Below are 22445 nucleotides of genomic sequence, written 5' to 3' on the forward strand. Positions count from 1 at the left end.
GATTAGGCAATTTTTACCAGCGCGCGGCCATGGAACTGATTATCCATGATCTTACCGGCATATTCCGGCGCCTGGCTGAGGGCGATTTCGGTTGCACTCTGCGTGAAGAAGGACTCAGGCAGGTCGCGTACCAGACGCTCCCAGGCTTCTGCACGACGGGCCGCCGGAGTCATGACGGAATCCACACCCTGCAGGCGCACGTTACGCAGGATAAAGGGCATAACGGTGGTTGGCAGCGCAAAACCGCCCGCCAGACCGCAGGCCGCCACGCAGCCACCGTAGTTCATCTGCGCCAGCACTTTTGCCAGCACGTTATTTCCGACGGTATCCACCGCTCCGGCCCAGAGCTGTTTTTCCAGCGGACGGGTTTCGGCAAATTCGTCGCGGCCAAGAATGCGGCTGGCACCAAGCTGACGCAGGTAGTCATGGGTGCTTTCACGGCCTGAGACCGCGACGACCTGATACCCCAGTTTGTGCAGTAAAGCCACCGCCGTGCTGCCAACGCCACCGCTGGCCCCGGTCACGACTATCTCGCCTGACTCAGGGCGGATACCGGCATCTTCAAGTGCCATGACGCACAGCATGGCGGTAAAGCCTGCGGTGCCGATAATCATCGCTTTGCGGCCATCCAGTCCTGCAGGCATGGGCACCAGCCACTCGCCTTTCACCCGCGCCTGCGTTGCCAGCCCGCCCCAGTGATTTTCGCCGACGCCCCAACCGGTGAGCAGCACCTGCTGGCCGGCATGAAACCGCGGATCTTCGCTGGAATGAACGTGGCCTGCAAAATCAATCCCCGGCACCATCGGGAAATTTCGGATGATTTTACCTTTGCCGGTGATGGCCAGGGCATCCTTGTAATTCAGACTGGACCAGTCGATGTCGACGGTGACGTCGCCTTCGGGCAGACGGCTCTCATCAAGGGCTTGCACCGAGGCAACGGTATTGCCGTCCTGCTGTTCTAAGATCAAAGCCTGCATACAGGATCCTCACTATTCTGATGATTGGAAAATGCGTTCTGAAGACTATACTCGCTCAATGAAACGCTATGCCGATTTAACGCAATAAATTGCCAGATACACCAGGTTTGGTAGTATGGCGCATTTGAAATGCAAGTTAGCGCTTACTCGCTACCCATCAACCCACGGAGTAATCTCAAGGATGCGATTAACGACGAAGTTCTCAGCTTTTATCACGTTGCTGACGGGGTTAACCATTTTTGTCACGCTCCTTGGCTGCTCCCTGAGCTTTTATAACGCCATTCAGGACAAGCTGGTCAACCGGGTTGAGTCTGTTGCGTCAGTTATTGATACGCGTCTGATTACCACTCCGCTACCGGAACTCTCCCGCGAGCTGGATGAATTGATGGTACCGGTTGATATTGTGCAGGTCGACATCACGCAGGGAAAGCATCCGGTATTAAGCCATCAGCGTCAGGGGAGCTATCGGCCTGCGGGCGTCGTGAGCCAGTATCGGGAAGTGAATGTCCATTCCCTTAAAAATCCGGGGATGACGATACGCCTGGTCTACCTCGATCCCATGGCCAGCTATTTCCGCTCGATGATGACCACCGCGCCACTCACCGTTGCCGTCGCCTTTATTGTCCTGCTGATTTTTCTTGCGGTTCGCTGGCTACGCCGTCAGCTCTCCGGTCAGGAGCTGCTGGAAAACCGCTCCGTGCGAATACTCAACGGGGAGCGCGGCCCACAGGTGCGGGGGTCGGTCTATGAGTGGCCGTCCAGCACCAGCAGCGCGCTGGATACGCTGCTTTCAGAAATTCAATTCGCCAGCGATCAGCGCAGCCGCATGGATACGCTGATCCGTTCCTATGCCGCGCAGGATAACAAAACCGGTCTGAATAACCGCCTGTTCTTTGATAATCAACTGGCCACGCTGCTGGACGACCCGGAAAAGGTGGGAACGCACGGGGTCGTCATGATGGTTCGTCTGCCGGATTTCGATCTCCTGCGCGATACCTGGGGACGCCGCGTGGCGGAAGAGAACCTCTTTACGCTCATCAATTTGCTGTCGACTTTTATTATGCGCTATCCCGGCGCGCTGCTGGCGCGCTATCACCGCAGCGACTTTGCGGTGTTGTTACCCCATCGCACACTTAAGGAGTCGGAGAGCATCGCCAGCCAGTTGCTGAAGGCGGTGGATGCGCTGCCGCAGAGCAAAATGCTTGACCGGGATGATATGGTGCATATGGGGATCTGCGCCTGGCGCGGCGGGCAGTCAACTGAACAGGTGATGGAGCATGCGGAAGCGGCAACCCGAAACGCGGTGCTGCAAGGGGCGAACGGTTGGGCGGTATATGACGATTCCCTGCCCGAGAAAGGGCGTGGCAATGTGCGCTGGCGTACCCTGATTGAACAAATGTTGAGCCGCGGTGGCCCCCGCCTTTATCAAAAACCAGCGGTGATGAAAAACGGCCATGTTCACCACCGTGAATTAATGTGTCGCATTTTCGACGGCACGGAAGAGGTTATTTCGGCGGAATATCTGCCGATGGTCCTGCAATTTGGACTCTCCGAAGAGTATGACCGTCAGCAAATTAGCCGACTGATTCCGTTTTTATCTTTTTGGCCTGAAGAAAGTCTGGCATTACAGGTGACCGTCGAGTCGTTAATTCGCCCGCGTTTTCAACGCTGGCTGCGCGATACATTAATGCAATGCGAAAAATCGCAACGCAAACACATTATTTTTGAACTTGCAGAGGCGGATGTTGGTCAACACATCAGCCGGTTACGTCCGGTGGTACGTTTGATCAATGCGCTGGGTGCGCGTGTGGCGGTGACACAGGCGGGCCTGACGCTGGTCAGTACCAGCTGGATCAAGGAGCTGGATGTGGAATTATTAAAGCTACATCCGGGGCTGGTCAGGAATATTGAAAAGCGCACGGAAAACCAGCTGCTGGTGCAGAGTCTGGTGGAAGCGTGTAAGGGAACGCGAACACAAGTATTTGCCACGGGCGTGCGCTCCAGAGGCGAATGGCAGATGTTGACAGAGCGTGGTGTGATGGGCGGTCAGGGGGATTTTTTTGCCGCCTCTCAGCCGCTTGACACCAATGTGAAAAAATATTTGCAAAGATACTCTGTTTGACCTGCCGTTTACGCTGTTTTCACGTAGAATATCGCGCCTGTAGCTTTGAGTATGACGAGCAAAAAGCCAGTGAACGACCTTTAGCGGGTTACAAATGAAAGTGAGGAACGCTACTGTGTACTCAGCCCTGAGGGAGTCAGGGGATGAATTTGTAACAGAAGGAAACGTACTGCACAAATTTTCACCGCAGCAGGTGATTTTTGCGCCTTGTCGCTGCTGCGTGTGGTTGGTAAAGTAAGCGGATTTTGTTTTCCGCCCCAGCTTTCAGGATTATCCCTTAGTATGTTGAAAAAATTTCGTGGCATGTTTTCCAATGACCTGTCCATTGACCTGGGTACCGCGAATACCCTTATTTATGTAAAAGGACAAGGCATCGTATTGAATGAGCCTTCTGTTGTGGCCATTCGTCAGGATCGTGCCGGCTCGCCGAAAAGCGTAGCCGCAGTGGGTCATGACGCGAAGCAGATGCTGGGTCGTACCCCAGGTAACATCGCCGCGATCCGCCCAATGAAAGACGGCGTTATCGCTGACTTCTTCGTGACTGAAAAAATGCTTCAGCACTTCATCAAGCAGGTTCACAGCAACAGCTTCATGCGTCCAAGCCCACGTGTGCTGGTTTGTGTGCCGGTCGGTGCGACCCAGGTAGAACGTCGCGCAATTCGCGAATCTGCTCAGGGTGCAGGCGCGCGTGAAGTGTTCCTGATTGAAGAGCCAATGGCTGCGGCTATCGGTGCAGGCCTGCCTGTTTCTGAAGCTACCGGTTCGATGGTGGTTGATATCGGTGGTGGTACCACTGAAGTGGCCGTTATTTCCCTGAACGGCGTGGTTTACTCCTCTTCTGTGCGTATCGGTGGTGACCGTTTCGACGAAGCGATCATTAACTACGTGCGCCGTAACTATGGCTCCCTGATCGGTGAAGCGACCGCTGAGCGCATCAAGCACGAGATCGGTTCTGCTTATCCGGGTGATGAAGTTCGCGAAATCGAAGTGCGCGGCCGTAACCTGGCGGAAGGTGTGCCACGCGGCTTTACCCTGAACTCCAACGAAATTCTGGAAGCGCTGCAAGAGCCGCTGACCGGTATCGTGAGCGCGGTGATGGTTGCGCTGGAACAGTGCCCGCCTGAACTGGCGTCCGATATCTCTGAGCGCGGTATGGTTCTGACCGGTGGTGGTGCGCTGCTGCGTAACCTCGACCGCCTGTTAATGGAAGAGACAGGTATTCCTGTCGTAGTTGCAGAAGATCCACTGACTTGCGTCGCCCGTGGTGGTGGCAAGGCGCTGGAAATGATCGACATGCACGGCGGCGACTTGTTCAGCGAAGAGTAGTCATGGTGAAAGGGTAGCGAATCGCTACCCTTTCTCTCTGACACGAGAATACGCATAGCCTATGAAGCCAATTTTTAGCCGTGGCCCCTCGCTACAGTTTCGCCTGATCCTGGCGGTTCTGGTTGCGCTTGGTGTCATTATTGCCGATAGCCGCCTCGGTACGTTCAGCCAGATCAGAACGTACATGGATACCGCCGTCAGTCCTTTCTACTTTATATCCAATGGTCCCCGTGAACTGCTCGACTCCGTTTCTCAAACGCTGTCCTCACGTGACCAACTCGAACTTGAAAACCGGGCATTGCGCCAGGAACTGCTGCTGAAAAACAGCGAACTGCTAATGTTAGGGCAATATAAGCAGGAAAATGCGCGTCTGCGTGAGCTGCTTGGATCGCCGCTGCGTCAGGATGAGCAGAAGATGGTGACGCAGGTGATCTCCACCGTAAACGATCCTTACAGCGATCAGGTGGTGATCGACAAAGGTAGCGTGAATGGTGTGTATGAAGGTCAGCCTGTTATCAGTGATAAAGGTGTGGTGGGCCAGGTGGTCGCCGTCGCCAAACTGACCAGCCGTGTACTGCTGATCTGCGATGCCACCCATGCGCTGCCTATTCAGGTTCTGCGTAACGATATTCGCGTCATTGCGGCGGGTAACGGCTGCACGGACGATCTGCAGCTGGAGCACCTGCCAGCCAACACGGATATCCGTGTGGGCGACGTGCTGGTCACCTCCGGTCTGGGTGGACGTTTCCCTGAAGGGTATCCGGTTGCGGTTGTCTCTTCTGTGAAGCTTGATACGCAGCGTGCCTACACCGTGATTCAGGCGCGTCCAACGGCGGGTTTACAGCGTCTTCGCTACCTGCTGCTGCTGTGGGGAGCCGATCGTAACGGTGCCAACCCAATGACGCCTGAAGAGGTGCATCGCGTTGCCAATGAGCGCCTGATGCAGATGATGCCGCAGGTTCTTCCTGCTCCGGATGCGATGGGACCACCTGCGCCAGTACCCGCGCCGGCCACCGGGATAACGGATGCGCCGCCACCGCCTAAACTCTCATCCGGAGGGCAGTAGTGGCCAGTTATCGTAGCCAGGGACGCTGGGTTATCTGGCTCTCGTTTCTCATCGCGCTGTTGCTGCAGATAATGCCCTGGCCGGACGACATTCTTGTTTACCGGCCAAACTGGGTATTGCTCATTTTGCTCTACTGGATCCTTGCCCTGCCGCACCGCGTAAATGTTGGCACAGGCTTTGTAATGGGTGCCATACTGGATCTCATTAGTGGCTCAACGCTGGGTGTTCGTGCGTTATCCATGAGCATCATTGCATATCTCGTTGCACTCAAATTCCAGCTCTTTCGTAACCTCGCGCTCTGGCAACAGGCGCTGGTCGTGATGTTGTTGTCGCTTGCCGCGGATATCGTTGTTTTCTGGGCAGAGTTTTTAGTGATCAACGTCTCTTTCCGACCCGAAGTATTCTGGAGTAGTGTAGTCAACGGTGTGCTCTGGCCGTGGCTGTTCCTGCTGATGCGTAAGGTTCGCCAGCAGTTTGCTGTGCAGTAAAAGGTTTCTATGACGTCTATCTATCTTGCCTCCGGTTCTCCACGTCGTCAGGAGTTGCTCACGCAGTTGGGCATCGCTTTTGAACGTATCGTTACCGGCATCGAAGAAAAACGTGCTGAGGGCGAAAGTGCTCAGCAGTATGTTTCTCGCCTGGCGCGTGAGAAAGCGCAGGCTGGCGTTGCGTGCGTGCCACGCGACCTGCCGGTGCTGGGGGCGGATACCATCGTTATCCTTAACGGTGAAGTGCTTGAGAAACCGCGAGACGCTGAGCATGCAGCACATATGCTGCACAAAATGTCCGGGCAAACGCATCAGGTGATGACCGCGGTGGCGCTGGCGGACAGCAAGCACGTGCTGGATTGTCTGGTGGTGACGGACGTGACCTTCAGAGTACTGACCAACGACGAGATCGCCGCGTATATTGCCAGCGGTGAACCGATGGATAAAGCAGGTGCATACGGTATTCAAGGGCTGGGTGGCTGTTTTGTCAGGAAGATAAATGGCAGCTATCACGCCGTAGTCGGCTTACCGCTGGTGGAAACGTATGAGTTGCTGAGCAATTTTAACTCACTGCGTGAGGGAAGGGATAATTATGACGGCTGAATTGTTGGTAAACGTAACGCCATCGGAAACCCGTGTGGCCTACATTGATGGTGGCATTCTTCAGGAAATTCATATTGAGCGTGAAGCGCGACGCGGAATAGTAGGCAATATCTACAAAGGTCGTGTCAGCCGCGTACTGCCGGGTATGCAGGCGGCTTTTGTAGATATTGGACTGGATAAGGCGGCATTTTTACATGCCTCCGACATCATGCCGCATACCGAGTGTGTCGCAGGCGAAGAGCAAAAGCAGTTTGCCGTACGCGACATTTCAGAGCTGGTGCGTCAGGGGCAGGATCTGATGGTGCAGGTGGTGAAAGACCCCCTTGGCACCAAAGGCGCCCGTCTGACAACCGACATCACGTTACCTTCCCGTTATTTGGTCTTTATGCCCGGCGCGTCGCACGTGGGGGTTTCCCAGCGTATTGAAAGTGAAAGCGAGCGCGAGCGCCTTAAGAAAGTGGTCAGCGCCTACTGCGACGAACAGGGCGGGTTTATCATCCGTACCGCCGCCGAAGGGGTTAGCGAAGAGGATCTGGCATCCGATGCGGCTTACCTGAAGCGCGTCTGGACCAAGGTGATGGAGCGTAAGAAACGCAACCAGACCCGCTATCAGCTGTACGGTGAGCTGGCGCTTGCCCAGCGCGTGCTGCGTGATTTTGCTGATGCTCAGCTCGACCGAATCCGCGTGGACTCGCGCCTCACCTACGAAGCGCTGCTCGAATTTACCGCTGAGTACATCCCGGAAATGCCTGGCCTGCTGGAACATTACACCGGGCGTCAGCCAATCTTCGATCTCTATGATGTCGAAAATGAGATCCAGCGTGCGCTGGAGCGCAAGGTTGAACTGAAGTCCGGCGGTTATCTGATCATCGATCAGACCGAAGCAATGACCACCGTGGACATCAACACCGGTGCGTTTGTCGGTCATCGCAACCTGGATGACACTATCTTCAATACCAACATTGAAGCGACACAGGCCATTGCGCGCCAGCTTCGTCTGCGCAACCTGGGTGGCATTATCATCATCGACTTTATCGATATGAACAATGAAGACCATCGCCGTCGTGTGCTGCACTCGCTTGAGCAGGCGCTGAGTAAAGATCGCGTGAAAACCAGCATTAACGGCTTCTCACAGCTGGGGCTGGTGGAAATGACGCGTAAACGGACCCGTGAAAGTGTGGAACATGTGCTGTGTAACGAGTGTCCAACCTGCCACGGACGCGGCACCGTAAAGACGGTGGAGACCGTCTGCTATGAGATCATGCGTGAAATTGTCCGCGTTCATCATGCCTACGACTCCGATCGTTTTCTGGTCTATGCTTCCCCTGCGGTGGCTGAAGCGCTGAAAGGTGAAGAGTCGCACGCGCTGGCGGAAGTGGAAATCTTTGTCGGCAAACAGGTAAAAGTACAAATTGAGCCGCTCTATAACCAGGAGCAATTTGACGTCGTCATGATGTAAGACGCAGTTCGCTGCGTGAAAAAGCTGACAAGGAGAGATGCGTGAGGCGATTGCCGGGGATTTTACTGCTTACAGGGGCAACGCTTGTCGTGATTGTCGCGCTGCTCGTGAGTGGGCTGCGCCTCGTTTTACCGCATCTGGACAGCTGGCGTCCGCAGGTGCTGGCGAAGATCGAATCCGCCACCGGTGTGCCGGTTGACGTAAGCCAGGTCAGCGCCAGTTGGCAAAACTTTGGCCCGACGCTGGATGCCCGGGACATCAGTGCCAGCCTGAAAGATGGCGGCTATCTGAAAATCAAACGCGTGACCCTGGCACTGGATGTCTGGCAAAGCCTGCTGCACATGCGCTGGCAGTTCCGCGATCTCACCTTTTATCAGCTTCAGTTTTTGACCAACACGCCGCTCTCCGGCGGGGATAACACGCAGAGCCTTGAAGCCAACCGCCTGAGCGATCTCTTCCTGCGTCAGTTCGATCATTTCGATCTGCGCGACAGCGAAGTGAGCTTTATTACCCTTTCCGGCCAGCGCGCCGAACTGAAGATCCCGCAACTGACCTGGCTTAACGGCAAAGAGCGTCACCGTGCCGAGGGGCAGGTGAACCTCTCCAGCCTGAACGGCCAGCATGGGGTCATGCAGGTCCGTATGGATCTGCGTGATGACGACGGCTTGCTCAACAACGGCAAGGTGTGGCTGCAGGCTGACGACGTGGATGTGAAGCCGTGGCTCGGTGACTGGCTGCAGCAAAATATGCAGCTGGAAACGGCCCGTTTTAGCCTGGAAGGCTGGATGACCCTGACGAAAGGCGTGTTCGCCAGCGGCGATATCTGGCTGAAGCAGGGCGGTGCAAGCTGGCAAGGCGAAAGCAAGCAGCATCAACTCTCTGTAGATAACCTCACCGCACATGTGACGAAAGAGAAAGCGGGCTGGCAGTTTGCCATCCCGGATACGCGCATCACCATGGACGGCAAACCCTGGCCGCGCGGCGCGCTGACGCTGGCATGGATGCCTGAGCAGGATGTCGGCGGCACGAATAATAAGCGTAGCGATGAGCTGCGTATCCGCGCCACGCATCTCGATTTGGCGGCCATTGAAGGGCTGCGCTCCATGGCAGCGAAGCTCTCTCCGGATTTGGGTGACGTTTGGCTGGCAACGCAGCCAAGTGGGGAAATTGACGCCCTCGCGCTGGATATCCCGCTGCAGGCAACCGAGAAAACCCGCTTCCAGGCGACGTGGAAAGATCTGGCCTGGAAACAGTGGAAACTGCTGCCGGGGGCTGAGAACTTCAGTGGCAAGCTGGAGGGCAGCGTTGAGAACGGCAGGCTGACCATTGAGATGCATGACGCCAAAATGCCTTATGAAACGGTCTTCAGGGCACCGCTGGAAATTGAAAAAGGCAACGCGGTGCTTAACTGGCTGCGCAATGATAAAGGCTTCCAGCTTGATGGCCGCCATATCGATGTGAAAGCCAAAGCGGTTCATGCCCGCGGGGATTTCCGCTATTTAAAGCCTGAAGGTGAAGAGCCGTGGCTGGGTATTCTGGCGGGGATCAGCACCAGCGACGGTTCTCAGGCCTGGCGTTACTTCCCGGAAAACCTGATGGGTAAAGCGCTCGTGGACTACCTGAGCGGGGCGATCCAGGGCGGTCAGGCGGATAACGCCACCCTGGCCTATGGCGGTAATCCGCATCTTTTCCCATACAAACATAACGAAGGTCAGTTCCAGGTGCTGGTGCCGTTGCACAACGCTACCTTTGCGTTCCAGCCGGGCTGGCCTGCACTGAAAAACCTCGATATCGAGCTTAATTTTCTCAATGACGGGTTGTGGATGAAGTCAGACAGCGTCGCGCTGGGCGGCGTGACGGCCACCAACCTGACGGCAAATATCCCCGATTACTCAAAAGAGAAACTGCTGATTGATGCCGATATCAACGGGCCGGGCAAGGCGGTCGGTCCCTATTTTGAAGAGACGCCGCTGAAAGCCTCGCTGGCTGCCACACTTGAGCAACTCCAGCTTGATGGCGATGTGAATGCTCGCTTACATCTGGATATCCCGCTGGACGGCGAAATGACCACCGCCAAAGGTGATGTCCGCCTGAACAACAACAGCCTGTATATCAAACCGCTGGAAAGTACGCTGAAGAACCTCAGCGGGCAGTTCAGCTTTGTGAACGGCAACCTGAAGAGTGAGCCGCTCACAGCCAACTGGTTCAATCAGCCCGTCAACATCGACTTCTCGACCACCGAGGGGGAGAAGGCCTACCAGGTGGCTGTCAATCTGGACGGTAACTGGCAACCCTCGCGGATGGATGTACTGCCGAAACCCATTCAGGAGTCGGTTGATGGTGCAGCCGCCTGGAAGGGGAAGGTGGATATTGAACTGCCCTACCACGCCGGTACGAAGTATAAGGTCGATCTTACTGGCGATCTGAAAAATCTCAGCAGCCAGCTGCCTGCACCGCTGGATAAACAGGCCGGACAGGCGCTGCCCGTGAAGCTTAACGTCGTGGGCAACCTGAACAGCTTCGAACTGACCGGCAGCGCGGGTGGCACGAATCATTTCAACAGCCGCTGGCTGCTCAACCGTAAGCTGACGCTGGACAAAGCCATCTGGACGACGGACAGCCGAACCACGCCTCCGCTCCCGGATCACCAGGGCATTGAGCTGAATCTCCCGCCGATGGATGGCGCGCAGTGGCTGGCGCTGTTCCAGAAAGGCGTCGGGCAAAACGTGGATGAGGCGGCGCAGTTCCCGCAAACCGTCACCGTGCGCACACCGTCGCTCACGTTGGGTGGGCAACAGTGGAACAACCTGAGTATCGTCTCTCAGCCCACGGCTAACGGCTCGAAAGTAGAGGCTCAGGGCAGGGAGATCAACGCCACCCTGACCATGCGCGATAACGCCCCGTGGCAGGCGGCAATCCGCTATCTCTACTACAACCCGGCAACGGCGGGCGGGAAAGATCAATCGACTCCGGCATCGCCGTTGAGTAACACTTCCCGCGTGGACTTCAGCGGCTGGCCGGATCTGCAACTGCGCTGTGCTGAGTGCTGGCTGTGGGGACAAAAATATGGCCGCATTGACGGTGACTTCGCGATTCAGGGCAACACGCTGAGCCTCACCGGTGGGCTGGTGGATACCGGCTTTGGTCGTCTGACGGCCGCGGGCGAGTGGGTGAATAACCCAGGTGAACAGCGCACCTCGCTGAAAGGCGACATTAAGGGTAACAAACTGGATGCAGCAGCCAATTTCTTTGGTATCAGCACGCCGCTGCGCGGCTCGTCATTTGACGTCGATTACGATCTTCACTGGCGTGACGCGCCGTGGAAGCCGGATGAGGCCTCGCTTAACGGCATACTGAAAACCCGCTTCGGAAAAGGTGAAATTGCCGATGTGAGCACGGGACGCGCCGGGCAGATCCTGCGTCTCCTGAGCTTTGATGCACTGCTGCGTAAGCTGCGTTTTGATTTCAGCGATACCTTCAGTGAAGGGTTCTACTACGATTCCATCCGCAGTACGGCATGGATCAAGGACGGCGTTATGCATACGGACGACACGCTGGTGGACGGCCTGGAAGCGGATATCGCCATGAAGGGCTCGGTTAACCTTGTACGTCGCGAGCTTGATATGGAAGCCGTGGTGGCGCCAGAAATCTCCGCGAGCGTGGGGGTGGCAGCCGCCTTTGTGGTGAACCCGATTGTTGGTGCTGCGGTGTTTGCCGCCAGTAAAGTGCTGGGGCCGCTGTGGAGCAAAGTCTCTATTCTGCGCTACCGCATCACCGGTCCGGTGGATAAACCGCAGATTAATGAAGTGCTGCGCCAGCCGCGCAAAGATGCACAGCAATGATTTGACGTGGGCAGGTAATTGCCTCACTCTCAATAAATACGATCTTTATACCGCCACAGGCGGCAACGAACGAGTAGCAATACGATGAGTCTGAACCTGGTAAGTGAACATTTGCTCGCAGCGAACGGCCTGAGCCATCAGGACCTGTTCTCCATTCTTGGTCAACTGACCGAACGCCGTCTCGACTACGGCGATCTCTATTTCCAGTCGAGCTATCACGAATCCTGGGTTTTAGAAGACAGCATCATCAAAGATGGTTCTTACAACATTGACCAGGGCGTTGGCGTGCGCGCCATCAGCGGCGAGAAAACCGGTTTTGCCTATGCGGACCAGATAAGCCTGGCTGCGCTGGAGCAGAGCGCGCAGGCGGCGCGTACCATTGTGCGTGACGCTGGCGATGGCCGTGTTAAAACGCTGGGTGAGGTGCAGCATTCTGCGCTCTATACCAGCATCGACCCGCTGCAGAGCATGAGCCGTGAAGAGAAGCTGGATATCCTGCGCCGCGTGGACAAAGTGGCGCGTGCTGCTGATAAACGCGTACAGGAAGTGTCTGCCAGCCTGAGCGGTGTCTATGAACTGATTCTGGTCGCGGCGACGGACGGTACCCTGGCGGCGGATGTCCGTCCGCTGGTGCGTCTCTCCATCAGCGTGCAGGTGGAAGAGGACGGCAAGCGCGAGCGTGGCTCAAGCGGCGGCGGTGGTCGTTTTGGTTATGACTGGTTCCTGGGTGACGTCGACGGTGAAGCCCGTGCGGACGCGTGGGCAAAAGAAGCCGTGCGTATGGCGATGGTCAATCTTTCTGCCGTGGCGGCACCTGCGGGGACATTCCCGGTGGTACTGGGCGCTGGCTGGCCGGGCGTGCTGCTGCATGAAGCCGTGGGGCATGGTCTGGAAGGGGACTTTAACCGCCGCGGCACCTCCGTATTTAGCGGTCAGATAGGGCAGCTTGTCTCCTCTGAACTGTGCACGGTGGTGGATGACGGTACCATGGTTGATCGCCGTGGCTCTATCTCCATCGATGATGAAGGTACGCCGGGTCAGTACAACGTGCTGATCGAAAACGGTGTGCTGAAAGGCTATATGCAGGACAAACTGAACGCACGCCTGATGGGCGTGGCGCCAACGGGTAACGGCCGTCGTGAATCTTATGCGCATCTGCCGATGCCGCGTATGACTAACACCTACATGCTGCCAGGCCAGTCCACGCCGCATGAGATCATCGAGTCTGTTGATTACGGGATCTTCGCCCCAAACTTTGGCGGTGGTCAGGTGGACATCACCTCCGGTAAATTCGTCTTCTCTACGTCAGAAGCGTATCTGATCGAAAAAGGCAAAGTGACCAAAGCGGTGAAAGGCGCGACGCTGATTGGTTCCGGTATCGAAGCCATGCAGCAGATCTCCATGGTCGGTAACGATCTCAAGCTGGACAACGGCGTGGGCGTCTGCGGTAAAGAGGGCCAGAGCCTGCCAGTGGGCGTGGGCCAGCCGACACTGAAGGTCGATAACCTCACGGTGGGCGGCACGGCGTAATTTTCTCCCCTCACCCTAACCCTCTCCCCAACGGGGAGAGGGGAAATACCTACTCTTTCCTTCTTCCCCGCATGCCCTGAAACAGTTCCGCGACCTCCACAAAATACTCGGTCAGATAGTTAATACACACCTGCACCTTAAGCGGCAGTTTGTCTTTTTCGGTATACAGGGCATACACCGGACGCGGATCGGACTGGTAGCGAGGGAACAGGATCTCCAGCACCCCGCTGTTGATCTCATTGATCACCCACATTAACGGGACGTAAGCGATCCCGGCGCCTGCCACCAGCCAGCGCGAGATGGTCATCGGGTCGTTGGTGACAAACCGTCCTTCCGGCAGCAGTCGGGTAGAAATGCCTTCCGGGGCAATCAGTTCAAATTCATTATCGGGGCGGACGCTGTACTCCAGCCAGGAGTGGTTGGCGAGATCGGCTGGTTTCTCCGGCACGCCGTACTGCGCCAGATAGCTCTTCGAGGCACAGACCACCATCGGCATACTCCCGAGTCGACGGGAGAAGAGGCTGGAGTCCTGCAGCGCGCCAACCCGGATCACCACATCCAGCCCGTCTGCGATCAGGTCCGGGGCGGGAATACCGGTAACCAGATTCACGGTTAATCCCGGATATTCTTTCAGCATCTCTGCGGTCATGGCGGCGAGAACATTTTGTGCCATAGTTGAAGAACAGCCAATCCGCAGTGTCCCGATGGGCGTGTTGTTAAAGGCATAGAGCTGCTCGTGAACATCCTGCACTTCATGCATCATGCGGCGACAGCCCTGATAGTAAATTTTACCCGCCTCCGTCAGACCAATACTGCGGGTGCTGCGGTTGAGCAGCTTCACCTGCAGTTCATCTTCCAGTTTTGACACCGTCTGACTGATGGAGGAGACGCTCATCTGCAACTGCCGGGCAGCAGCAGTAAATGAGCCAAGTTCAACCACTTTGGCGAAGACCGACATGCGTTTTAAACGTTCCATTGTTCACTCTGGCTTAAAAGTGATTTAGATCACATATTATAGATAACAGCATAACAGTTACGTTAATATATTATTAATTACATAACGGCTGCGCCATTCTCGCCCGGCGTTTCTTGCTCTCCCGCGGTGGCGTGCGCTAAAAATTCTGAAGCCTGCACTCTCTCTTATCAAGGTCAACATGAGTCTGTTTCCCGTTATCGTGGTGTTCGGTCTGTCGTTCCCACCGATATTTTTCGAGCTTCTTTTATCACTGGCGATCTTCTGGCTGGTGCGCAAGGTGCTGGTTCCTACCGGGATCTACGATTTCGTCTGGCACCCTGCATTGTTCAATACCGCGCTGTATTGCTGCCTGTTCTACCTGATATCGCGCATGTTTGTCTGAGGTTGATGTGAAAACGCTAACAAGAAAAATCTCCCGCACCGCCATCACCATGGCGCTGGTTATCCTCGCGTTCATCGCTATTTTTCGCGCCTGGGTCTATTACACCGAATCACCGTGGACGCGTGACGCGCGTTTTAGCGCCGATGTCGTGGCGATCGCCCCCGACGTGGCCGGTCTTATCACGGCGGTTAACGTCCACGATAACCAGCTGGTGAAGAAAGACCAGGTGCTGTTCACCATTGACCAGCCGCGTTACCAGAAAGCACTGGAAGAAGCGGAAGCGGATGTCGCCTATTACCAGGCGCTGGCTGCGGAGAAACGCCGCGAGGCGGGCCGCCGTAACCAGCTGGGGGTTCAGGCGATGTCCCGGGAAGAGATCGATCAGTCTAACAACGTGCTGCAAACCGTGCTGCATCAGCTGGCAAAGGCGCAGGCGACGCGCGACCTGGCGAAGCTCGATCTGGAGCGTACCGTGATCCGCGCACCTGCCGATGGCTGGGTCACCAACCTGAATGTCTATGCCGGTGAGTTTATCACCCGCGGTTCAACCGCCGTGGCGCTGGTGAAACAAAACTCATTCTATGTGCTTGCCTATATGGAAGAGACCAAACTGGAAGGCGTTCGTCCTGGCTACCGCGCAGAGATCACGCCGCTTGGCAGCAACCGCGTCTTTAAAGGTACCGTAGACAGCGTTGCGGCTGGCGTCACCAACTCCAGCAGCTCCAATGATGCGAAAGGGATGGCGACGGTTGATTCCAACCTGGAATGGGTGCGCCTGGCCCAGCGTGTGCCGGTACGTATTCATCTGGACGAACAGCAGGGCAACCTGTGGCCTGCGGGCACAACCGCGACGGTGGTGATCACCGGTGAGAAAGACCGGGACGCCAGCCAGGACTCTATTTTCCGTAAAATCGCCCATCGTCTGCGCGAGTTTGGTTAATCGCTATGGGGATCTTTACTATCGCCAGCCAGCACATTCGCTTCGCCGTGAAGCTGGCGAGTGCCATTGTGCTGGCGCTGTTTGTCGGCTTTCACTTCCAGCTGGAAACCCCCCGCTGGGCGGTGTTAACGGCGGCGATTGTCGCGGCTGGCCCGGCATTCGCGGCAGGTGGGGAGCCTTACTCCGGGGCGATCCGCTATCGCGGGATGCTGCGTATCATCGGGACGTTTATCGGCTGTATCGCCGCGCTCACCATTATCATTTTGATGATCCGCACGCCACTGTTGATGGTATTGGTGTGCTGTATCTGGGCGGGCTTCTGCACCTGGCTCTCCTCTCTGGTGAAGGTCGAAAACTCTTACGCCTGGGGGCTGGCGGGTTATACCGCACTGATTATTGTCATCACCATTCAAACCGAACCGCTGCTCGCGCCGCAGTTTGCCGTGGAACGCTGCAGTGAGATCGTGATTGGTATCGTCTGCGCAATTGTTGCTGACCTGCTTTTCTCCCCTCGATCCATCAAACAGGAGGTGGATCGCGAACTGGATGCGCTGATCGTCTCCCAGTATCAGCTGATGCAGCTCTGCATCAAGCACGGTGACAGCGAAGAGGTGGACAAAGCCTGGAGTGGACTGGTTCGCCGCACGCAGGCGCTGGAAGGGATGCGCAGTAACCTTAACATGGAGTCCTCGCGCTGGGCGCGCGCCAACCGTCGTCTTAAAGCGATCAATACCGTCTCCTTAACGCTGATTACCCAGGCGTGCGAAACCTACCTTATTCAGAACACTCGCCCGGAATCGGTTACCGATACCTTTCGCGAACTGTTTGCCGAGCCGGTGGAAACGGTGCAGGACGTACATAAGCAGCTCAAACGCATGCGGCGGGTCATTGCCTGGACCGGAGAGCGCGACACACCGGTGACCATTTATACGTGGGTTGGCGCCGCGACGCGCTACCTGCTGCTGAAACGGGGCGTGATCGGCAATACGAAAATCAGCGCGGCGGAAGAGGAAGTCCTGCAGGGCGAAGTGGTGATCAAGGCGGAATCGGCTGAGCGCCACCACGCGATGGTCAACTTCTGGCGTACGACACTTGCCTGTATGCTCGGCACGCTGTTCTGGCTGTGGACTGGCTGGACCTCCGGCAGCGGCGCGATGGTCATGATTGCTGTCGTCACGGCGCTGGCAATGCGTCTGCCCAACCCGCGTATGGTCGCTATCGATTTCCTGTACGGCACGATTGCCGCGTTACCGCTTGGCGCGCTCTATTTCCTGGTGATCCTCCCGTCCACGCAGCAGAGCATGTTGCTGCTCTGTATCAGTCTTGCGGTGATGGCATTCTTTATCGGGATAGAAGTGCAAAAGCGCCGCCTGGGATCGCTCGGTGCCCTCGCCAGTACTATTAACATTCTGGTGCTGGATAACCCCATGACGTTCCATTTCAGCCAGTTCCTCGACAGCGCCCTGGGTCAGCTGGTGGGCTGTTTCCTGGCGATGATGGTGATTCTGCTGGTGCGCGACAATTCCCAGGCGCGAACAGGTCGCGTGCTGTTGAACCAGTTTGTTTCGGCGGCGGTCTCTTCCATGACCACCAACACTGCGCGCCGTAAAGAGAACCATCTGCCTGCGCTCTATCAGCAGCTATTTTTACTGTTGAATAAGTTCCCTGGCGACATTGCCCGCTTTCGTCTGGCGTTAACCATGATCATTGCGCATCAGCGTCTGCGTAACGCACCGGTGCCCATCAACGACGATCTGTCGGTATTCCACCGCCAGTTGCGCCGTACCGCGGACCATGTGCTTTCCGCCTCCAGTGATGACAAACGACGCCGTTACTTTAAGCAGTTGCTGGAAGAGCTGGATGTCTACCAGGAGAAGCTCAGGGTCTGGGAAGCACCTCCTCAGGTGACAGAGCCGGTAGCGCGGCTGGTGTTTATGCTGCATCGCTACCAGAATGTCCTGACGGATAACTGACTGAAGTAAAAAACCGACGCCAAAAGCGTCGGTTTTTTTGTGGCTATACTTATTTCTGCAGGCTCTTACATTCAGAAAGGGAGGACACATGACTACCCAGGCGCTTCAGGACCACATTCTTTTTCAGACCGGTTATCTGGTTAACGGCATATGGAAACCGCTGGACACGACGTTTGATGTGTTGAACCCGGCCACCGGTGATGTTATCGCCAAAGTGGCGAAAGCCGGTAAAGCAGAAACCGAAGAGGCGATTGCCGCCGCCGCGAAAGCCTTCCCGGCCTGGCGGGCCAAAACCGCGAAAGAGCGCTCGACCATTCTCTATCGCTGGTATGAACTGATTATTGAGAATAAAAGCTGGCTTGGTCGGTTAATGACCACCGAACAGGGCAAACCCCTGAAAGAAGCTGAAGGCGAGGTGGAGTACGCCGCCAGTTTTATTCAGTGGTTTGCCGAAGAGGCCAAGCGCGCTAACGGTGAAATTATTCCGCCGATCAAACCGGGCTCCCGCATTCTGGCTACCCGTGAGCCTGTGGGAGTGGTGGCGGCAATTACGCCGTGGAACTTCCCGATGGCGATGCTCACCCGTAAGCTCGGCCCGGCGCTGGCCGCGGGGTGTACCGGGGTCATCAAACCGGCAAACAACACCCCGCTCAGCGCGTTTGCGCTGCTCACGCTGGCGAAACAGGCCGGTGTGCCGGATGGCGTCCTCAACGCCGTGGCCGGTAATACGCATGAGATCAGCGACGCGATTATGGCGAGCCACGAGGTGCGGAAAATCTCGTTTACCGGCTCCACTTCCGTCGGCAAAACGCTGGTGCGTAACGCCGCGGACACCATGAAAAAAGTTTCGATGGAGCTGGGGGGAAATGCCCCGTATATCGTGTTTGAAGATGCGGACATCGATGCTGCCGTCAAAGGGGCAATCGCCAACAAATTCCGTAATGCCGGACAGGTCTGCGTCAGCGTTAACCGCTTCTATATTCAGGAAACCGTCTACGACAAGTTTGTGAACAAACTGGCCGATGCGGTGAACGCGCTGAAGGTGGGAAATGGTCTGGAAGACGGTGTGGTCGTAGGCCCGCTGATTGAACCCTCCGCGGTGAACAAAGTGCGCGAGCATGTGGAAGACGCTGTTGCCCGGGGGGCGACGGTCCTGGCGGGCGGTAAACCACATCCGCTTGGCGGCAATTTCTGGATGCCTACCGTGCTGGGCGACTGTCATGAAGGCATGAAACTGGCGGAAGAAGAGACGTTTGGTCCCGTTGCCGCCTGCTTCCGTTTCACTTCTGAAGATGAAGTCATCCAGCGCGCCAACAACACGCCTTATGGTCTGGCGGCTTACTTCTATACTCAGAATCTGTCGCGCGTTTTCCGCGTCTCGCAGGCAATCGAAAGCGGGATGATTGGGATTAATGAGTGCGCCGTTTCCACGGAGCTTGGACCTTTTGGTGGGGTAAAAGAGTCTGGCCTGGGTCGAGAAGGGTCCGTGCTGGGGCTGGAAGAGTATCTGGAAGTCAAAACCCTGCATATCGGGGGATTATAATAGACAGGGCGGCATCTGCCGCTCGCCTGGACTGGGTGGCTGGCAATGAAAACCTATACCTTTGATTTTGACGAGATCGACAGTCAGGAAGACTTCTATCGTGAATTTATCCGGGCGTTTGATCTGGAACGGGAAAGCGTCACGAATCTGGATATGCTGTGGGATGTGGTGACCGGCAGTCAGCTGCCGTTACCGCTGGAAATAGAGTTTATTCATCTGCCCGATAAGCTGCGCAGGCGATTTGGGGCGCTGATTTTATTGTTTGATGAAGCAGAAGAAGAGCTGGAAGGGCAGTTGCGTTTCAACGCGCGCCATTGATTACGCGAAAAAAAGCCCCTGACCAGCGAGACCAGGGGCAAGTCGTATGATGAGATACGACGAGGGTTTATTTATACAGTTCTGCCGTAGCGTGCCAGTGGTCACCCTGATTCAGTTCGGTGACGCGGTAGCTGCTGGCACCTGCTTTTTCAGCTTTTGCAGCCAGCTCCTGACGGATATCCATCGGAGAGCCGGTGACGGACGTTACGGAAACACTACCCATAGACTGCAGATTTTGCGCCTGCTCGGTATTCACCTGCTGGACGGCTGCGCTTGCGCCGAAAGAGAGAACCGATGCCAGACCGAGGGTTGCGATGATTAATTTGGTTTTCATAGTCTTTGCTCCTGAAGAGGTTTTTGCTCAACGGCGAGAAGGGTTGAACTGCTATTTTTATGCCTGGTGCCGTTGAGTGGAGATAGTCGTCTTCTGTTATTACTAAACCTTATTTATACAGCTCAGCGGTAGCGTGCCAGTGGTCACCGGAACGCGCTTCAATGATGCGATAGGATGATGCACCTTGTTCTTCCGCTTTTTTGTTCAGCATCTCATGCATGTCCATTGGAGACGTGCCGATTGCGCCGACAGAAACCGTACCGATAGCCTCACGGGATTGCGCCTGATCGGCATTAATGGAATCTGCTGCGAAAGCACCGAATGACAGGACAGACAGGACGCTCAGCGCCGCTACAGTTGTTTTGATTTTCATGATTTTTACCTCGTCGAATTTTTTAGTGGGGTCTTTGTTTCGTGACCCTCATCACAAAATCAAGTATACACTAATAACGGTAAAAATTAATACCAGACTAATTGTTTCATGGGTAATTACGTGTTAAACAGCGCAATTTTTATAACCTAATGGCATAATGTTGGTTGTTTTCTGTTCACCTTGGCGTGTTATATCTAAGTAAATCATATGGATAAATGATTTTGATATTTTGTGCGATTCTTTGATTTACCATTCACTGGCTGAATGTTAATGAGTGGTAAAAAGCACTATTTGTTAAATTGAGGACAGGAGAAAACAGGGGAAAACGCAGCGGGGGCAGAATGAACCCCGTAGCGACGCTACGGGGAGAGAGGATTACAGCTCCTGTTCGAACAGAACCAGGATCGCCTCGTGGAGATCTTTCACCGAAAAGCCGTTGGCTGGCGTGGTAAAGATGGTGTCATCACCGGCGATGGTACCGAGAATCCCTTCCGTTTTACCCAGAGAGTCCAGCATGCGGGCAATCAGCTGTGCGGCGCCAGGGCTTGTGTGGATCACCACAACGGCATCGTTGTGGTCGATATCCAGAACCAGATTCTTCAGCGGGCTGGAGGTTGTCGGCACGCCAAGTTCAGCTGGCAGGCAATAGACCATCTCCATTTTGGCGTTACGGGTACGCACCGCGCCAAATTTGGTCAACATACGGGAGACTTTCGACTGGTTGATATTGTCGAAGCCTTGTTCCTGCAGCGCCTGAACAATTTCTCCCTGAGAACTGAATTTCTCTTCTTTGAGTAGCGCTTTAAACGCCTTTACTAATTCTTCTTGCTTAGACGAGCTTCGCATAAGTCACCCGGAATATGACGATAGAAACAACATTATTATGCATGTGGATGAATTTTTATGCAAATTATCTACCAGGCAGCAGCCTGAAATAATGTTATGAAAGGGAGTGATATTATCAGATTTCGTTATCGGAAAACATGCCTGGGTCACGCCACGCAAATAAGCTTAAAAGTAAATTAAATGTTATCAAAATGATGTTGTTTTGGTGGCGTGGCAGGGTGTATTGTAACCACCTCTTAATTCGTTGCCGTCTGTTGTCAGAGAGTCTTCTGGGAAGAGAGAAAGTCGCGTGACCTCAAATTCTTTAGCTACGAAAATTGTAATTAATTACCTGCTGAATTAAGGTCGCCGCAACGGATTTACAGATACTTAAGTTAACCATAATAAGGAGTTTAGGATGAAAGTCGCAGTCCTCGGCGCTGCTGGTGGTATCGGCCAGGCGCTTGCCCTACTACTGAAAACCCAACTGCCTTCAGGCTCAGAACTCTCCCTGTACGACATTGCTCCGGTAACCCCAGGTGTGGCGGTTGACCTGAGCCACATCCCGACCGCTGTTAACATCAAAGGCTTCTCTGGCGAAGACGCGCGTCCTGCGCTGCAGGGTGCTGACGTTGTGCTGATCTCCGCCGGTGTGGCGCGTAAGCCTGGTATGGATCGTTCCGACCTGTTCAACGTCAACGCAGGCATCGTGAAAAACCTGGTGCAGCAGATCGCTGAAGTGTGTCCGAAAGCGTGCATCGGTATCATCACTAACCCGGTGAACACCACGGTCGCTATTGCGGCAGAAGTGCTGAAGAAAGCAGGCGTTTACGACAAGAACAAACTGTTCGGCGTGACCACGCTGGATATCATCCGTTCTAACACCTTCGTGGCTGAGCTGAAAGGCAAGCAGCCTACGGAGGTTGAAGTGCCGGTCATCGGTGGTCACTCTGGTGTGACGATTCTGCCGCTGCTGTCGCAGATCCCTGGCGTGAGCTTCACCGAGCAGGAAGTGGCTGACCTGACCAAACGTATCCAGAACGCAGGCACCGAAGTGGTGGAAGCGAAGGCGGGTGGCGGTTCTGCAACGCTGTCTATGGGCCAGGCGGCTGCACGTTTCGGTCTGTCACTGGTTCGCGCGCTGCAGGGCGAGAAGGGCGTGGTTGAATGCGCTTATGTTGAAGGCGATGGCGAACACGCGCGCTTCTTCTCCCAGCCGCTGCTGCTCGGTAAAAACGGTATCGAAGAGCGTAAGCCAATTGGCACGCTGAGCGCGTTTGAACAAAACGCGATGGAAGGCATGCTGGACACGCTGAAGAAAGATATCACGCTGGGCGAAGAGTTCGTTAACAAGTGATCTTGTCCCGG

At 55.4% G+C, this 22445-nt stretch carries 19 protein-coding genes; 14 read left to right on the forward strand and 5 right to left on the reverse strand.

Annotated elements, in window-relative coordinates; translation table 11 throughout:
• Window positions 1-2: 2 nt before the first annotated feature.
• Window positions 3-977, reverse strand: coding sequence for an MDR family oxidoreductase (locus tag APU11_RS21675; protein WP_023620881.1), 975 nt, complete (start codon window positions 975-977; stop codon window positions 3-5).
• 181 nt (window positions 978-1158) lie between these two features.
• Here APU11_RS21675 and csrD point away from each other — a divergent pair, with 181 nt between their 5' ends.
• The 8 genes from csrD (at window position 1159) to tldD (ending at window position 13413) form a co-directional block, all read left to right on the forward strand.
• Window positions 1159-3099: an RNase E specificity factor CsrD gene (gene csrD, locus APU11_RS21680; protein WP_013098987.1), complete on the forward strand. Its 1941-nt coding sequence runs from the start codon at window positions 1159-1161 to the stop codon at window positions 3097-3099.
• A gap of 282 nt (window positions 3100-3381) precedes the next feature.
• Complete coding sequence (mreB, locus tag APU11_RS21685; protein WP_000913396.1) at window positions 3382-4425, forward strand: rod shape-determining protein MreB; 1044 nt, start codon at window positions 3382-3384, stop codon at window positions 4423-4425.
• 61 nt (window positions 4426-4486) lie between these two features.
• Window positions 4487-5491 (forward strand): rod shape-determining protein MreC, encoded by a 1005-nt coding sequence (mreC, locus tag APU11_RS21690; protein WP_013098986.1) that lies wholly within the window; start codon window positions 4487-4489, stop codon window positions 5489-5491.
• A complete protein-coding gene (gene mreD, locus APU11_RS21695; protein ID WP_013098985.1) occupies window positions 5491-5979 on the forward strand; it encodes a rod shape-determining protein MreD in 489 nt (162 codons plus the stop codon). Before mreC ends, mreD begins: the two co-directional genes overlap by 1 nt.
• A 9-nt stretch (window positions 5980-5988) precedes the next feature.
• The gene (locus APU11_RS21700) at window positions 5989-6582 is read left to right on the forward strand and encodes a nucleoside triphosphate pyrophosphatase (protein WP_038420713.1); all 594 of its coding nucleotides are present in this window, start codon (window positions 5989-5991) and stop codon (window positions 6580-6582) included.
• Window positions 6572-8041, forward strand: coding sequence for a ribonuclease G (rng, locus tag APU11_RS21705; RefSeq protein ID WP_014833490.1), 1470 nt, complete (start codon window positions 6572-6574; stop codon window positions 8039-8041). Before APU11_RS21700 ends, rng begins: the two co-directional genes overlap by 11 nt.
• Before the next feature lie 41 nt (window positions 8042-8082).
• Window positions 8083-11883, forward strand: coding sequence for an AsmA2 domain-containing protein YhdP (gene yhdP / locus APU11_RS21710; RefSeq protein ID WP_058651434.1), 3801 nt, complete (start codon window positions 8083-8085; stop codon window positions 11881-11883).
• Between the two features lie 84 nt (window positions 11884-11967).
• A complete protein-coding gene (tldD, locus tag APU11_RS21715; RefSeq protein WP_060578722.1) occupies window positions 11968-13413 on the forward strand; it encodes a metalloprotease TldD in 1446 nt (481 codons plus the stop codon).
• A 49-nt stretch (window positions 13414-13462) separates the two neighbouring features.
• On the opposite strand, the gene aaeR is transcribed toward tldD, so the two are convergent.
• Window positions 13463-14389 (reverse strand): HTH-type transcriptional activator AaeR, encoded by a 927-nt coding sequence (aaeR, locus tag APU11_RS21720; protein WP_013098979.1) that lies wholly within the window; start codon window positions 14387-14389, stop codon window positions 13463-13465.
• Window positions 14390-14567: 178 nt separating this feature from the next.
• On the opposite strand from aaeR, the gene aaeX reads away from it, so the two are divergent.
• The 5 genes from aaeX (at window position 14568) to APU11_RS21745 (ending at window position 19545) form a co-directional block, all read left to right on the forward strand.
• On the forward strand, window positions 14568-14771 hold the full coding sequence (gene aaeX, locus APU11_RS21725; RefSeq protein WP_003860416.1) for a p-hydroxybenzoic acid efflux pump operon protein AaeX: 204 nt from the start codon (window positions 14568-14570) through the stop codon (window positions 14769-14771).
• Window positions 14772-14778: 7 nt separating this feature from the next.
• Window positions 14779-15711 carry a p-hydroxybenzoic acid efflux pump subunit AaeA gene (gene aaeA, locus APU11_RS21730; RefSeq protein WP_013098978.1) on the forward strand — a complete coding sequence of 311 codons (933 nt, stop codon included), beginning with the start codon at window positions 14779-14781 and terminating at the stop codon, window positions 15709-15711.
• 5 nt (window positions 15712-15716) lie between these two features.
• Window positions 15717-17684 carry a p-hydroxybenzoic acid efflux pump subunit AaeB gene (aaeB, locus tag APU11_RS21735; RefSeq protein WP_058651433.1) on the forward strand — a complete coding sequence of 656 codons (1968 nt, stop codon included), beginning with the start codon at window positions 15717-15719 and terminating at the stop codon, window positions 17682-17684.
• 88 nt (window positions 17685-17772) lie between these two features.
• Window positions 17773-19227, forward strand: coding sequence for an NAD-dependent succinate-semialdehyde dehydrogenase (locus APU11_RS21740; protein WP_013098976.1), 1455 nt, complete (start codon window positions 17773-17775; stop codon window positions 19225-19227).
• A 45-nt stretch (window positions 19228-19272) separates the two neighbouring features.
• Complete coding sequence (locus tag APU11_RS21745) at window positions 19273-19545, forward strand: barstar family protein (RefSeq protein ID WP_013098975.1); 273 nt, start codon at window positions 19273-19275, stop codon at window positions 19543-19545.
• Window positions 19546-19612: 67 nt separating this feature from the next.
• Here the strand turns inward: APU11_RS21745 and yhcN (APU11_RS21750) are convergent, their stop codons facing one another.
• The 3 genes from yhcN (APU11_RS21750) to argR form a co-directional block, all read right to left on the reverse strand.
• On the reverse strand, window positions 19613-19879 hold the full coding sequence (gene yhcN, locus APU11_RS21750) for a peroxide/acid stress response protein YhcN (RefSeq protein WP_013098974.1): 267 nt from the start codon (window positions 19877-19879) through the stop codon (window positions 19613-19615).
• A 109-nt stretch (window positions 19880-19988) separates the two neighbouring features.
• Window positions 19989-20252 carry a peroxide/acid stress response protein YhcN gene (gene yhcN / locus APU11_RS21755; protein WP_013098973.1) on the reverse strand — a complete coding sequence of 88 codons (264 nt, stop codon included), beginning with the start codon at window positions 20250-20252 and terminating at the stop codon, window positions 19989-19991.
• Window positions 20253-20627: 375 nt separating this feature from the next.
• Entirely contained in the window at window positions 20628-21098 is a 471-nt protein-coding gene (gene argR, locus APU11_RS21760) for a transcriptional regulator ArgR (protein ID WP_013098972.1), read from the reverse strand.
• Window positions 21099-21495: 397 nt separating this feature from the next.
• Here argR and mdh point away from each other — a divergent pair, with 397 nt between their 5' ends.
• A complete protein-coding gene (gene mdh, locus APU11_RS21765; RefSeq protein ID WP_020687375.1) occupies window positions 21496-22434 on the forward strand; it encodes a malate dehydrogenase in 939 nt (312 codons plus the stop codon).
• Window positions 22435-22445 lie beyond the last annotated feature (11 nt).

This window comes from Enterobacter sp. 50793107, assembly GCF_001463365.1.
Lineage (GTDB): Bacteria > Pseudomonadota > Gammaproteobacteria > Enterobacterales > Enterobacteriaceae > Enterobacter > Enterobacter cloacae.